General features: G+C 48.1%; 11 protein-coding genes. 7 read left to right on the top strand and 4 right to left on the bottom strand.

The window, feature by feature from the left end; genetic code table 11:
- Positions 1-297 precede the first annotated feature (297 nt).
- The 6 genes from ACQE2I_RS03480 (at position 298) to ACQE2I_RS03455 (ending at position 8,690) form a co-directional block, all read left to right on the top strand.
- Positions 298-1,478 (top strand): IS3 family transposase gene (locus ACQE2I_RS03480; protein ID WP_427029213.1). Its coding sequence is split into 2 segments (ribosomal slippage): positions 298-565 and positions 565-1,478, totalling 1,182 coding nucleotides; the frame shifts between segments, so codons are not numbered across the junction.
- Positions 1,479-2,063: 585 nt separating this feature from the next.
- Positions 2,064-3,482, top strand: a complete 1,419-nt coding sequence (locus ACQE2I_RS03475) for an IS1380-like element ISPsp9 family transposase (protein ID WP_192536339.1) — start codon at positions 2,064-2,066, stop codon at positions 3,480-3,482.
- Positions 3,483-3,701: 219 nt separating this feature from the next.
- Positions 3,702-4,790, top strand: coding sequence for a hypothetical protein (locus ACQE2I_RS03470; RefSeq protein ID WP_427030107.1), 1,089 nt, complete (start codon positions 3,702-3,704; stop codon positions 4,788-4,790).
- A 2-nt stretch (positions 4,791-4,792) separates the two neighbouring features.
- Positions 4,793-6,793 carry a hypothetical protein gene (locus ACQE2I_RS03465; protein WP_427030106.1) on the top strand — a complete coding sequence of 667 codons (2,001 nt, stop codon included), beginning with the start codon at positions 4,793-4,795 and terminating at the stop codon, positions 6,791-6,793.
- The gene (locus ACQE2I_RS03460; protein ID WP_427030105.1) at positions 6,793-7,323 is read left to right on the top strand and encodes a hypothetical protein; all 531 of its coding nucleotides are present in this window, start codon (positions 6,793-6,795) and stop codon (positions 7,321-7,323) included. The genes ACQE2I_RS03465 and ACQE2I_RS03460 overlap by 1 nt, the downstream gene beginning before the upstream one ends.
- Entirely contained in the window at positions 7,323-8,690 is a 1,368-nt protein-coding gene (locus ACQE2I_RS03455; RefSeq protein WP_427030104.1) for a hypothetical protein, read from the top strand. Before ACQE2I_RS03460 ends, ACQE2I_RS03455 begins: the two co-directional genes overlap by 1 nt.
- Here ACQE2I_RS03455 and ACQE2I_RS03450 read toward each other — a convergent pair whose 3' ends face one another.
- The 4 genes from ACQE2I_RS03450 to ACQE2I_RS03435 all read right to left on the bottom strand — a co-directional run bounded on the left by ACQE2I_RS03450 (position 8,691) and on the right by ACQE2I_RS03435 (position 12,478).
- A complete protein-coding gene (locus tag ACQE2I_RS03450) occupies positions 8,691-8,822 on the bottom strand; it encodes a hypothetical protein (protein ID WP_427030103.1) in 132 nt (43 codons plus the stop codon).
- 173 nt (positions 8,823-8,995) lie between these two features.
- Positions 8,996-10,318: a sodium ion-translocating decarboxylase subunit beta gene (locus ACQE2I_RS03445; RefSeq protein ID WP_427030102.1), complete on the bottom strand. Its 1,323-nt coding sequence runs from the start codon at positions 10,316-10,318 to the stop codon at positions 8,996-8,998.
- A 9-nt stretch (positions 10,319-10,327) separates the two neighbouring features.
- A complete protein-coding gene (gene oadA / locus ACQE2I_RS03440; RefSeq protein ID WP_427030101.1) occupies positions 10,328-12,148 on the bottom strand; it encodes a sodium-extruding oxaloacetate decarboxylase subunit alpha in 1,821 nt (606 codons plus the stop codon).
- A gap of 81 nt (positions 12,149-12,229) precedes the next feature.
- The gene (locus ACQE2I_RS03435; protein WP_427030100.1) at positions 12,230-12,478 is read right to left on the bottom strand and encodes an OadG family protein; all 249 of its coding nucleotides are present in this window, start codon (positions 12,476-12,478) and stop codon (positions 12,230-12,232) included.
- Positions 12,479-13,531: 1,053 nt separating this feature from the next.
- On the opposite strand from ACQE2I_RS03435, the gene ACQE2I_RS03430 reads away from it, so the two are divergent.
- Positions 13,532-14,524 (top strand): IS30 family transposase, encoded by a 993-nt coding sequence (locus ACQE2I_RS03430; RefSeq protein ID WP_193054299.1) that lies wholly within the window; start codon positions 13,532-13,534, stop codon positions 14,522-14,524.
- Positions 14,525-14,553 lie beyond the last annotated feature (29 nt).

The following is a 14,553-nucleotide window of genomic DNA, read 5'->3' as shown; positions in this document are numbered from 1 at the left end:
GAAGCACATAAAACTTACAAAGAACAAAAACTAGATAGATCATATTTGAGCAGGCTTGGCCACAAACAAGATTCTGCGGACGAAGCATTCAAAAAAACCCTATCGGATACATGCACGCCTGAAATTGCTAAGCGCCTCTGTGAACATGTCTATAACTTCAAGCACCCAAAACACCATAGAAACCCTATTTCCATTTTTCTACAACAAGTCTCCAAGAGCTATAAGTGTAGTGGCATAGTGAATTTGGCCACCTAATTAGAGGTGCTAATATGCACCAAGACATCACTAGGTGGCAGCATGGCAACAAGACCAAAACGTAACTTTAGCCCTGAATTCCGGCTCGAAGCAGCACAGCTAGTCGTTGATCAAAACTATACAGTTAGAGAAGCGGCTGAAGCCATGAATGTGGGGTATTCGAGCATGGATAAATGGGTTCGTCAGTTACGCCAAGAGCGTGATGGCCAAAGCCCTAAAGCAACGCCCATGACACCCGATCAGCTCAGGATTCGCGAGCTTGAAAAGCGCATCCGTGACATTGAGATGGAAAAAGACATCCTAAAAAAGGCTACCGCTCTCTTGATGTCGGACTCCCTGAACACTTCTCGCTAATCGAGAAACTCAAGACGAGCTACCCGGTAAAAAAACTGTGTGACGTGTTTGGCGTGCATCGCAGCAGCTTTAAATACTGGAGACAACGTTCAAAAAGACCTGTGTGTGCCACGAAGACTAAGGAAATAGCCAAGGTCAGAGAGCTCTTTCGCGAGAGCGAAGGCTCTGCAGGGGCGCGCAGCATCGCAGAGATGGCGACAAGGCAGGATGTGCCGTTAAGTCGCTATCGCGCTGGCCGCCTGATGGAAAAGCTTGGCCTAATTAGCTGCCAAGTGCCTGGGCACACCTACAAGAAAACAGGTGATGAACATGTTGAGGTACCGAACCACTTAGCGCGTCAGTTTAACGTTGAGGCGCCCAACCGCGTTTGGTGTGGCGACGTCACATATATCTGGACTGGCAAACGCTGGGCTTATCTAGCCGTTGTCATGGACTTATTTGCTAGGAAAACGATTGGCTGGTCGATGTCGTTATCGCCCGATAGCGAACTCACCAGCAGCGCATTGAAAATGGCTTATGAGAGCCGTGGGCGGCCAAAAGGGGTTATGTTCCACAGCGACCAGGGCAGTCATTATACGAGCCGTAAGTTCCGTCAGACACTCTGGAAATGCCAGGTAAAACAAAGCCTAAGCCGACGTGGTAACTGCTGGGATAATGCGCCAATGGAGCGTTTCTTCAGGAGCTTAAAGGTTGAATGGGTGCCAACGTATGGCTATCGCTCATTCTTGCAGGGGCAGCATCATATCGTGAACTATTTAATCGGGTATTACAGCCAGCTTAGGCCTCACCAGCATAACGGTGGTATGAGTCCGAACCAGGCAGAGGAAAAGTACTGGGTTAACTATAAGGCGGTGGCCAGTTTTACTTGACCACTACAAAGTCATGGCATCAACAACCTAGGGTGATTGAAGGTGAGCTCCTAAAATTCAGAAACTCACAACTTACTGACTACGGTCGAAATACGTCTTACTCAAGATACCAGAACGTTAAAAATGCATGCATTGTATTACAGAATCACGGTCTTATACCAAAAGAAACAGATTTCCCCGATAACTTACGCAGAGATACAAATGCACAGAAAATTAGAGTAGGCAACCCTATTCTAAGTTCAATTTTTATTTATGATGATCGGGAAATAGAAAAATTCTGCAACACAGAGAATTTCATTCAAAATCTCACCATTGATCTAAGAATTAATTTAGACAAACTTATTCAAGCAGCTCGCAAAATTGTATGGCAAGCGTATCAAAATTTCAGCAACAGAAGCATTTTAATAAACAATAGTCAAAGATCTGATTTTCTTAAATCTGATGATTACAAAATCCCTTCCTTAAGTAAGAAAAATACAGCATTTCGGCTGAACCCATTTTTCCAAGCAAACCCTCTAACCCGGCTTATTCACGAGACTCACCTGAAAACGAAGATGGCGAGTGGTTTTCTCTTGTAGAATCAGGATGTTCCTGCCAGAACATGATTCAAGAGGACCACTCGCCATGGGTGAAAGCCTATCCACCTGGACGCCCTCGTGCAACGGCTCTGTCCGTGTCGAGCTGAGCGGCCAGCGCACCACCAGCGACAGCGGCGCTCTGCTGTTGCGTGAAGCCCTCGACAACAGCGGCGTGATTGAGGCGCTCGAAGACAACCTGGTCGATCCGCGTCACCCGCTGCGTATCCGCCACTCGCTGGCCAGTCAGCTACGCACCCTGGTGCTGCAGCGCGCGATGGGCTGGATCGACCTCAGCGATACCGACACGCTGCGCCGTGACCCGCTCTGGCAGCTGGCCTGCAGCGATGCGCGCGGGACGACGCCATTGGCGCAGGACAGGCCGTCTCAAGCCACGCTGTCGCGGCTGCTGACCTGCCTCGGCCGAGACGACAACATCGATGCCGTGCACGAAGGCCTGCTGCGACTGGTGGTCTGGCGCCTGACCTCGCTGAAGAACGGCGAGCGCCCCAAACAGCTGACCCTGGACATCGACGGCCTGCCAATCGAGGTCCACGGACATCAGGGCGGCTCGGCGTATCATGGCCTTTACGGTGCGCGGATCTACTCACCGCTGGTCGCCTCGCTAGCCGAAACCGGCGATATGGTCGGCGGGCTACTGCGAGAGGGTAACGCCGGCCCGGCAGAGAACGCCGACACCTGGATCCCGCATCTGGTACGACGACTCAACGAGAGCACCGGGGCACAGGTTCGTGTGCGCATCGACGCCGGTTTTACCGATAACGCGACGCTGGAGGCCCTGGAGGATCGGGAGATCGAATACCTGGGCCGGTTGCGCAGTCACACCGGTCTACAGAAGCTGGCAGCACCGCTCCTGAAGCGGCCACCCGGCCGGCCACCCGAGCAGCCTCGCGAGTGGTGCCACGATCTGGAGTACCAAGCCGGCTCCTGGTCGGCACCGCGGCGCGTAGTGCTAGTGGTGCAGGAACGCCCCGATGACCTGCTGCTGCATGCCTTCTTCCTGGTCACCAACCTCAGCAAGTTCGACTGGCCGCCAGAGAAGGTCCTAGCACTCTATCGCAAGCGCGGCAGCGCCGAGGCGCACATGGGCGAAGTGAAGTCGGCGCTCGACGTGCACCTCTCGTCGACCGATCGCGGCGCCTCCACCGTTCAGGACGTGATGGCGCGCAACGAGGTGAGCTTGCTGCTCAGTCTCTACGCCTACCAGGTCCTGCATGGCCTGCGCTGCCTCCTGGAGCGGCAAACCCGACAAGGCTGGAGTCTGAGTCGGATGCGCGAGCAGGTGCTCAAGGTCGCCGCCACGCTGAGGCTGCACGCTCGGCGAATCACCGTTCATCTGGGTGCCGCCGCCGACAAGTGGTGGCCGACGCTGCTGAAGGGGCTACCGAAGCTGACCGCACTGAGCTGACGCTCCTGCGAGACCACCACAGCATCAGAAAGCGAGCGACCGGAGCGGCGGTCGGCGATCACGGCTGCTTGGACGGCCGCCATTGATTCCAAAGAGCTATAAGTAAGTAGGAAAAGGGCTGCGTTCTGGCATTACTCAACAGCCACTCGCGCTGAAGAGGCGAATCCTGATAAGCAATGCCAACAGCCAGTACCTTCAGACCGCTCAATCAGCGCCCTCGTGAATAAGGCGGGTCTAAGGCTTGAAAACCTAATCGCCTACTTCGACCACTTTTATGACCAGTTCACAGGACAGCAGAAAAGACCTAAGCTAACTGGATTAGCTCTTACTGAAGAGGTTAAAGCGCATTTATCTTTAACTGTAGAAGTAGCATCAGCCATGCAGATTATTATTGTAGAGGAGCTAGGAATAAACCCCTACTCACTATACAAAGTTAAGGTTTATACAGATAACCGTGGGCATGAATTTGTTAAAATAACTAACAGCGGCTCAGTAAGGTTAAAAACATCCAAACCGCGGGCTCGCCGATCCAGGACTGTTGTTCCATCCGGGACGCTGCAGAACCTCAGCTCAATAGAAGAAGAAAAAATCAATGCTGCGGACTGTCTAAAAATGGCTCTTGAAATGACAGAACGAGGAAGAGAAAGTACTAAATTTAAAGACCTATGGCTTTGTTCAACAAAATCTTCCTTTGAAAGACCTAGTCCCGAAAGTTTTCAAAATGCCTTTAATAAAATTCGTGGTGTAGCTGCTGTTGAAAGCCCAGCCCTAAAACTCGCTACACTCAAAAAAATTAGAACAACTAAGGCTATATGGATTTATCTGACATCTAATGGAGATTCTCTAAAAACGGCTTCCTATCTAGGAAATTCCGTCAAGACTACACTCCATCGATACATTCCACCTTATCTCACAGAACTCGTCTATCGAGTTAAAATACGATCTTTTCAAAACATTTTGTTGTATATGAGTGTTGCGCATGAACAAGATAATGCCAAATATGCAGGTCTAACATCACAACAATATGAACTGGAGCTTAAAAAAGCGTTTACGAATCCTGATATGGGAGGGCGTCTGTATGAAACTTTGATATCTCCCCAAGATTGCAAAGAAGATGAACTTACTATTTATTTTTGTGTTTCACTTACAAATATCATATTAGCACTCCGATACTTAAAAGTGGGAAAGGAAGAGAACCTAAAGTCATATTGTAAAACCGCAATTGAAAAAATAGCTGAAGGGCCAGTTATCATGAAGCAACTTTTGAGACAGGCTGAAAGAAAATTAAATAGTTCAGGAGATATTTAAAAATGGAAAAGACAGGAATCAGCCCATTTAAAGAGCCAAAAAACCATCATGAAATTATAGACAACCCGGCTATGTATGAATACACCAAGCCTTCTTGGATGATCAATAGCAGTGTTTACGACACAATATGGGAAGTTACAATCGTCGGTTTCGAAGTCGACTACAGTAAAGCACTAAATTTTTCCAACAAAATCAACTTTTCAAAATATGTCTCCGAAGACAGTTTACTCACAGACTTAGCGAACAAGCACCTACTAAGAGACATTCAAAACAGTCTTCTTTACTTAGATGCAAAAGGTAAAATCACAAGACCTAAAAGAATAGCAAAAATACTTGCTACAGCGTGTCATGTCATAAGGCATTCTAACGAAATTAATTCAAAAGAAGGTAAACCTGCAATAAGATTACTTTCAGAAATTAAATTCAAGCATTTAGAGGGTTATCTGTTAGACTTTGAAGTCGAAGAACAGCTTTTCAGCAAAACTGTTGATTTCGTTTTAACCCGATGCACATGTCGTAAAGATATTAACTGGGCGGAAGTACGATTAAATTTTAACATCACCTCAAGAAAACTGTACAGCCTTAAATCTAAAGTGATCAGTTTTCTAGAATATAATAATGTAGAGTTTCAAGCAGAAGGGAATTATAAAAAGGAATATCAAAACTCTGCAAAGAACCCATTTGAGGTAGAACAAATTCTGTTGCCAAGTGAGAAAACCATCTCTAATGAAATTTCCAAATTAGAGGCACTCTTTACTGCACGCCCAAGCCAAGTATACAAATTTTCTCATTCTTCAATGAGTCTTTTTGCAGGCGGAAAATTAATCTTTGAAATGATGGTCAGCTCTCAAAGAACTGCTTTGTTACCTGCCTATATATGCCTCCATAAAATTTCTTCCTCACTTTTATTTTGTCGAAAGTATGGTGAAGCTCTACGAGAATATTTAAGTAATTTTACTAGAGCAGAAAAAAAACTCATAAGCTCTGTTGGAGTTAAAAAATACGATCAAAATTGTGCAAGTCTTCAGCAAGGACTGTTTGAAAATATCACCCTGCCTGACTCACTCAAAGAGCTGAAAAAACTCTCATGTCATGCAAGCACAGCAGCAGACTATCTTGGGGAGATGGACAATCAGACTTTTTTTCATCAGGCGACACGATTATACATCGGTGCAGTTTTCATTCTGCTCGCCACATTCACAAGTGCTAGGATAACATCACTTCTAAGCTTGTCTCGAGATTGCTTTGTGCAATCTCCAATGGATGGTCTTTACGATATAGTATTACGTATCCCTAAATCCTCTGAACGATGGCAGCTTGAGCAAGTTTACCGCCCAATCCCTAATCTCATATACGACTATGGACTTGAATTTGCTTCGTTTGTCAGTCAAGTTGAAGAGAGAAGAAATATTTTCTCGGAAGATAATAAGTCTTTTTTATTCAGTAAAAGCATCAGTCATCGCTCTCTCATCGTCAATCTCTACAAAAATAAGAACACGGGTAAAGTCCAATTCAAGCCTCTTCCTGAAGATGCGCTATATGATAATTTATCGATATTTGCTGATTGGAGCCAGTCCCCGCTAATCAACGGCAAGAGATGGTATCCAAAACCTCACCATTTTCGTCGTTTTTTTGCTGTTTTATATTTTAATTTTGCCCAGGATTCTGGCTTAGAAGAGCTTTCTTGGTTTATGGGTCATGCTGATTTGGATCAGACATTTCACTATGCCGAAATCTCTCCTACTGACGAATGGATCGATGAGGCTGAAGAAACAATTTCAAAAATTGCTTCTTCAATCCATAAGTCTATTAATGCTGATGACAAAATATTAGATATTGTCAAAGAAGCAAGACAAAATTCCAGCGTTACCACTGTTATTCAACCTTTGGTTCGAAAGCTTATTGAAGAGCACAAAGCAATAACAAATCAACAAGTGCGGTTCTTTAAAATTGAACAAAATGAAGTCTTCTTTTATTTTATTGATAACGAGGAAAATGACTGATGTCTAAATTTAAACCAGGCCAAACATCCACTGAGGTTCAGAAAAAGAAAAATGATATTACAAAATCGATACTTGCTAAGTCTCGTTTAATGGACTTGATAAAGACCATTGAAGATATCCCATCAAGCCTAGGTTTAAAAGGTACCTATATTTCTCAGGAAGCTGCTTTCAAATGGAGTGATGAACATCTTGTCAATATAGTATCTTTTTCCCGCAATACAGCCTATGCACCGCATAATGCTCACGCTTTAAAATTACTCCTCAAGTCAATCAAAAAAACTAACATAAGGCTTTCTGAAAAAAATAGTTCTGACAATTTAGGGAATACTAATAGACATAAAGATGATACGCTATCTCAGTTACGTAGAGAAAACGAAGATTTAAAAAATGCACTAGCAGAAGTATATCGAGCTTATCTTCAGGTAACAGATAGATATCGTGAGGACAGGAAAGTCGATGAATCTATAAGATCTTTAATTCTAGAGCAAGCTCAAATTTTAGGCAAAAAAAGACTTTGGAATGTTAAATAATGTCAAAAGTTATAATTGCTAAAGAACCTAACCTTAGCTTCCTCTTAACAAGCAGAAAAATAACAGACAAAACATCCTGCCAGGTTCCTCTCATATTAAAGAAAAATGGACAATTGGACTGGGATGCCAACGCTTTTATAACGTATATCGGAGGAGGAGCGCAAGTCTATAATATTAAACCTTTCGCTTCTACTGTCATAAAAAAAGCCTATAATTTAAATATATTCTGCTCATTTCTTGAGTACGAAAATACTTCTATTAGCGAGGTAAACGATAGTAACCTATATGAATTCGTTGATTATCTTAAAGATAGAGGAGTAGCAGACTCTACAATCATCACTCATGTAAGACTAGTACTAAAATACATTGCCTTTTACTCAAATCAGCATCCAGAAGCAATGTTAGCTACTTACGATAAAAATGAAGCTGCTGATTACAAGGTACATATTGGAGAGAAAATTTTTAGAAAAGGATATCGTGAGATAAAATATCTTACGCATCACTGCGTAGAAGGACTTATTCACATAGATGCTGGGATAGAATATATTCGTGATCATGAATTGGAGAAATGGCTTGATGCTATAAATTGCACTACTTTTCATCCAGAAATTGATGATTTTTTACTAAGCAGATGGCAGGCACTTACAACATTGCTAGAAATTACTGGCTCTAGGATTACCGAAGTACACCGAACCAAAAGATCCTCAGTAAAAGCGGCAGCCGCTCATCTTCTAGATTTTAAAAAAGCTCCCGTAATACGAAACATTCCAATTGTGAAAGGCAAATACAAAGGAAAAACAAGAGAGGTAAGAGTGACTCATGACGATATTCAGATATTACTTTGGCATATTGATCTAATGGAGCAAAAATTTCCATCAATTACTCACGACTCTATTTTTGTCGATTCAAGAAACGGAAATGCGCTTAAACCATCATATCTAAAAAACTATGCCAAAAAAATTATAAATGAAAGCAAGTACTCTCGTGACCTCAGGCACATTACGAACCACTCTTTCCGCCACAGATTCATAACTTTAACAGTGGCACAGGAATTAAAGAGATTAGGCAGTACTGGAAGCTTTCAGAACATCTTAACTGTGGCCGCTACTGCGTGCCGCAAAATTACTATGCACGCATCAAACGACACTCTGTCGAGATATATTCATTTGGCTAGCGAACTAATTCACTTAGAATCAATTGATACAGTCAGAGAAGATGGGGCCTCTACTCAAATTAAAGTCAGAATTCATCAAATGCTTAAAATTGCGGATTACTATAATTCCAACGAAATAAGTGACAAAGAGGCACTCAACTCACTTCTGACTACTATTTCAGAACTGCGCAGACTTCCTTCCCTTATATCCTAATCAACTCAGCAGCATAAACACATTCAACTGTGAGTGTCGCCAATGCTGGTCGAGTACGTCGCGGGTGCACTCATTTGCCTCATCTAACCCCATGCTGACTAGGGCCGCGAGGATGTTCTCGTGTCGCACCATGGCGATTCACATAGCCAAGCATGGTTACTATAGATTATCATCCATTGAAAGCTCAGTGGCATTAAGCGCTCGATAAGGCGGTTTTGAAAGGTATCATTAGAATGATTATTACATCATTAGAAATTCAGCTTATTCGATACCTTTCGCCTTGCCTCGTCGAGCGCAGAAGACCGTCACCCAAGATACTTGATCATTACCCCCGCGGCTACGGCTGAGCCAATCACCCCGGCCACGTTGGGTCCCATGGCATGCATCAGCAGGAAATTGTGCGGATTGGACTCCAACCCCACTTTGTTGGCCACCCGCGCCGCCATGGGGACCGCCGAGACACCGGCGGCACCGATTAACGGATTTATCGGCATCTTGCTCATCAGGTTCATCAGCTTGGCCATCAATACCCCTGCAGCGGTGCCGATCCCGAAGGCCACAATGCCTAGCCCCAGAATGCCCAGCGTCTCCACCGACAGAAAACTTTCCGCCATCAGCTTGGAACCGACCGAAAGCCCCAGAATGATGGTGACGATATTGATCAGCGCATTCTGGGCGGTATCGGAGAGTCGCTCGACCACGCCACACTCGCGCATCAGGTTGCCGAAGCAGAACATGCCCAGCAGCGGCGCGGCATCGGGAAGAAACAGCGCGACCAGTATCAGCAGCATCAGCGGGAAGACGATTTTTTCCAGCTTCGAGACCGGCCGCAGCTGGGTCATGGTGATTTCGCGTTCCCTACGCGAGGTCAAAAGCTTCATGATCGGCGGCTGAATCAGCGGCACCAGCGCCATATAGGCGTAGGCCGCCACCGCAATGGCCCCCAGCAGTTCCGGCGCCAGGACGCTGGACACGTAAATCGAGGTCGGGCCGTCCGCCCCGCCGATGATGCCGATGGCGGCCGCCTGCTTCAGCGAGAAGTCCATCGCCCCCATTGATGACAGTGCCACCGCACCAAACAGTGTGGCGAAAATGCCAAACTGCGCAGCGGCCCCCAGGAACAGCGTACGTGGGTTGGCCAGCAGCGGGCCGAAGTCGGTCATCGCCCCCACGCCCATGAAGATGATCAGCGGCGCAATGCCTGAAGCGATCGCGACGCTATAGAAGCTGTAGAGCATGCCATCGCCGTAACCGACACTCATGGCGACATCCTTAGCCGCGCGCAGCTGATCCGGGGCAGCGGCGTCATGGGCCATCGCTTTTAGCGACTCTCGCCAGCCTTCGACACTGGCCAGCGGGTCCAGGGTTGCCCCCAACGCCGACGCGATCTGGCTGAGCACAGCGGGCTTGGCCACCTCGATGGCTTGGTCCAGCGCGGAAATCGCCAGCCCCGCTTCGGGAATATTGGCCAGGATGCCGCCGAAACCGATCGGGACCAGTAGCAGCGGTTCGTATTTCTTGTAGATCGCCAGGTACAACAGCAAGAGACCCACCGCAATCATCGCGGCCTGGCCTACTTCCAGGTTATATAGCCCCGACCCTTCCCACAGGATGTGTAATTTATCCATGTCCTGCCCTTAAAGTTCGATCAGAGTGTCGCCGACTGCGACGCTATCGCCTTCCTTGACTTTGACCGCGGTGACGGTACCGGCACTGGCGGCCCGCACTTCGGTTTCCATTTTCATGGCTTCGAGGATGATCACGATATCACCCTCTGCGACGCTGTCGCCCGGCTTGACGTTGACCTTGAAGATGTTGCCAGCCAGCGGTGCCGTGACCGTTTTGCTGGACGACGGTGCCGAGGCCTCGTCGCGTGAGGCGGACAAGCCGTTCGCGGTGTCTTGGCCAACAATAGCCTGAGCCTGGCTAACATCGCCGCCCTCGGCCACCTCGACCACGTATTGCTTGCCATTGACGCTGATCGTGTAGGTCTCTGGCCCGCTTGTCTCTACCTTGGACATGGCCGCCGGCGTTGCCGGCTCGCCCTTGGCAGGCGCCTGAGGCACCGGTTCGAAGGCGTCGGGGTTGTCGCGATTCTTAAGGAATTTGAGACCGATCTGTGGGAACAGTGCATAGGTGAGCACGTCATCGATCTCGCGCTCATCCTCCTCCAGCCGGATGCCCTCGTTGCGAGCCTTGCCGAGCAACTCCTTCTGCAGGCGTTCCATCTCGGGGGCAAGATTGTTCGCTGGACGCACGGTGATCGGCTCGCCACCCTCAAGCACGCGTCTCTGCAGTTCCTTGTTGAACTCGGCAGGCGCCGAACCGTATTCACCTTTGAGTAATGCCTGTACCTCTTTAGAGATGGACGCGTAGCTTTTGCCCATCATCACATTCATAACCGCCTGTGTACCGACGATCTGCGAGGTCGGCGTCACCAATGGAATGAAGCCCAGGTCTTCGCGCACCCGGGGAATTTCTGACAATACGTCGTCGAGCTTATCGCCGGCGCCCTGCTCCTTGAGCTGGCTTTCCATATTGGTGAGCATCCCACCTGGCACCTGGGCCAGCAGGATACGCGAATCGATTCCCTTGAGTGCCCCCTCGAAGGCAGCGTACTTCTTACGAACTTCGCGAAAATAGGCGGCGATATCCTCTAGTAGCGCCAAGTCGAGCCCGGTATCGCGCTCGGTCTCCTTCATGATCGCTACCACCGACTCGGTGGGGCTATGCCCGTAGGTCATCGACATCGAGGAGATCGCGGTGTCGACGTTATCGATCCCCGCCTCCACGGCCTTGAGAATGGTCGCCGTGGACAGGCCAGTGGTGGCATGGCAATGCATGTGCACGGGAATCGACAACTGCTGCTTGAGGCGCGACACCAGCTCGTAGGCTGTATACGGCGTGAGCAGGCCGGCCATGTCCTTGATGGCAACGGAATGCGCGCCCATGGCCTCGATGCGCTTGGCCAGATCGACCCAACCTCCGAGCGTGTGTACTGGACTAACGGTATAAGCAATGGTGCCCTGTGCGTGACCGTCCTGTCTGATTACCGCCTGCAGCGCCCGCTCGAGGTTGCGCGGGTCGTTCATGGCATCAAAGACGCGGAACACGTCGACGCCATTGGTGCGTGCACGCTCGACAAACTTGTCCACCACGTCATCGGCGTAATGGCGATAGCCGAGCAGGTTCTGGCCGCGCAACAACATCTGCTGGCGCGTGTTGGGCATCGCTTCCTTGAGCGCCCGGATGCGTGCCCAGGGGTCCTCGCCCAGATAGCGAATGCAGGCGTCGAAGGTCGCTCCGCCCCAAGTCTCTACCGACCAGAAGCCGACCCGATCGAGTTTCTCGGCGATCGGCAGCATGTCGTCGAGGCGCATGCGCGTCGCGAACAGCGATTGGTGAGCATCGCGCAGCACCACATCGGTAATGCCCAGCGGACGTTGGTTTTCGGTCATGGGTTATGGCCTCTTGTATTTGAATGGTACTCGGCGAGACAAAAATGCTGCCCCGGCCGTGCTTAGGTTCTCTTGTCAGCCTCAGCGCCGATGGCGCTGGCGGTAACGGTGCACCGCCATACTGATCGCCGCCATCACATCGTCCTCAGACCGTACAGGAGGTGGCGCCTGTCGAGACGCTTCCTCCTTCACTGGCGCCGGCACGAAACGCATCACCAGGCGAGACATACCGGTCATAGCGAATACCAATATCATCAGGAAGACGAAAACGAAGCCCATGCCGAAAGCCATCAGGGAGAGACCTTCTTGGATAAGCTCTGAACTATTCATTATGCAGCCTCTTCGTATGGGACTTTCGAAACCAACCTGACCATCAGACCAAGCTTTATGGAAATTAGAGAATTAACGTAGAGCAATTCTCCAAAATAATTTTAAGGGTTTTAAACAAAAGCTAATTAAATGACGTGTAGGACATTAAGCTACCCATTAGCTTATCTAAGCCGTTGATTGGCATTTATTAATCTTTATTCCGTTAGTAAGTACACTTTCTACACTAGCAATAGAGCTAAATAATTCTATAAATGCATAGCATTTAGCTTATTACTATTATTCCGTTATATTGACTTTTCTAACCTTGACATGGGGAAAGCAATAAACCAGAGGAGACAGAACCCATTATCACTTCTGAGGACGGTATTGTTAGTCATTTAAGCGCCTTGGATTTGAACGGATTGGATTCATTTGCCACCCTTATAGTCAACATTAAAAAAAACATGAAATAAAGGGAGATTTATTCATCACTTTTAATCGTTTTTAAGAATGCTATAATATTTTGTTATACATTATAATGATTTTAATAATTCAATATCATGACTATGTTTAGTTAACTTCCATAGTTATTCTTCAAGGCTAATAAACCCTTCTATCAATGGAGAGGTGACAAGAAACATTGGCTAAACGCGGTGAGTAGGGCGACGGTGGGAAGTGCGGCCATCTTATAGATCGTTGGCTCCGCTGTAATACCGTTACGGTGTTGCTTGATATTATTTGGAGATGTGCTCTGCTATCATATCTATTTTAGCGATTTTTTTCTGCACAAAATATTCCTATAATGAATGGTTATTGTAAGGAATTGGAAATCATTACCTTTAAACAGTTAGATGCAATATATTGGGTAGCAAAGCTGGGCACCTTCGAAGCTGCGGCCAACAAGTTGAATACGACTCAGTCCGCCACCCCCAGTGTCAGGATGAGTGTCGCACCCTCTGATACCCTGTTCTTCCTGAATTCATAGAATAACTGCAGCACTTTGGATCATACGGTAGAGGCAGGAGGGCCAGCAGCGGTACCCTCTCCGCCTTACCGACCAAAGTGAAGCAGAGTATGGGATACCGACAACTGACCCAGGCACAACGATATCAAATTTTTGCCCATAGGGATGTAGGATTGAGCCAACGTCAGATTGCTCAACAGCTTGGCATTCACAGCAGTACCGTGAGCCGTGAGCTGAGACGTAATTCGGGTGCCAAGGGATATGAACCCGCACAAGCGCAGCGTTACAGCGATCAGAGACGCCGCTCCGCCTGGAAGTGGACAAAGCAACTCCCTAGCCTGATCAATGCCGTAGCTGACAGGCTTAGAGAAGAGTGGAGTCCAGAGCAGATTAGCGGTTTTATGGCGCCGTTGACGGGGATAGGAGTTAGTCATCAATGGGTCTATTCGCTGATCTGGGACGATAAGGCCAAGGGTGGCGATTTGTGGCGACACCTCCGCCAGCCCAAGCGTCGCAGTAAACATCGTGCCCATGCCAAAAGTGCAGGACTAGGCAAGATTCCTAAGCGTGTGGGGATAGAGCATCGGCCACCTGCTATCGAAAAACGCCTCACCATCGGTCACTGGGAAGGCGACACGGTGCTTTATGGGCACAAGCAAGCGGGGATAGTGACGTTGGTAGAGCGACGAAGTGGCTACTTGTTGGCGGCACGTCTGCCAAAGGTAACGGCAGAACTAACGCAGAGAGCCATGGTCCGTTTACTTAAGCCTCGTCGGGGCGCGGTGAAGACGATCACGCTAGACAATGGCTCGGAGTTTGCAGACCACGAGACGGTCGCAAAAGCGGTTAGCGCCTCCGTGTATTTCTGTGATCCTTACTGTTCAGGCCAGCGTGGGACAAACGAGAACACCAACGGCCTGATCAGGCAGTATTTTCCGAAAGGTACAGACTTCCGGAAGGTGACTAATGCAGAGCTGCGACGCGTTGTTCACAAGCTGAACGATAGACCCAGAAAGCGGCTGGGATATCGAACCCCAGCCCAGGTGTTTTTAGGAGAATATTCAGGAGCACTAGAAACCGCAGGTGCTGCACTTATTAGTTGAATTCAGGCTTATAAACCGATCAGGGGGCG

Source organism: Halomonas sp. H2, assembly GCF_050215315.1.
Lineage (GTDB): Bacteria > Pseudomonadota > Gammaproteobacteria > Pseudomonadales > Halomonadaceae > Vreelandella.
The sequence above is the reverse complement of the archived record's forward strand: the minus strand, read 5'-3'. Positions and strand labels throughout refer to the sequence as shown.

Coding starts and splice junctions, on each gene's coding strand:
- ACQE2I_RS03475 (WP_192536339.1), top strand. CDS start 2,064: ATGTTCCTGCCAGAACATGATTCAAGAGGACCACTCGCCATGGGTGAA.
- ACQE2I_RS03465 (WP_427030106.1), top strand. CDS start 4,793: ATGGAAAAGACAGGAATCAGCCCATTTAAAGAGCCAAAAAACCATCAT.
- ACQE2I_RS03460 (WP_427030105.1), top strand. CDS start 6,793: ATGTCTAAATTTAAACCAGGCCAAACATCCACTGAGGTTCAGAAAAAG.
- ACQE2I_RS03455 (WP_427030104.1), top strand. CDS start 7,323: ATGTCAAAAGTTATAATTGCTAAAGAACCTAACCTTAGCTTCCTCTTA.
- ACQE2I_RS03450 (WP_427030103.1), bottom strand. CDS start 8,822: ATGGTGCGACACGAGAACATCCTCGCGGCCCTAGTCAGCATGGGGTTA.
- ACQE2I_RS03445 (WP_427030102.1), bottom strand. CDS start 10,318: ATGGATAAATTACACATCCTGTGGGAAGGGTCGGGGCTATATAACCTG.
- oadA (WP_427030101.1), bottom strand. CDS start 12,148: ATGACCGAAAACCAACGTCCGCTGGGCATTACCGATGTGGTGCTGCGC.
- ACQE2I_RS03435 (WP_427030100.1), bottom strand. CDS start 12,478: ATGAATAGTTCAGAGCTTATCCAAGAAGGTCTCTCCCTGATGGCTTTC.
- ACQE2I_RS03430 (WP_193054299.1), top strand. CDS start 13,532: ATGGGATACCGACAACTGACCCAGGCACAACGATATCAAATTTTTGCC.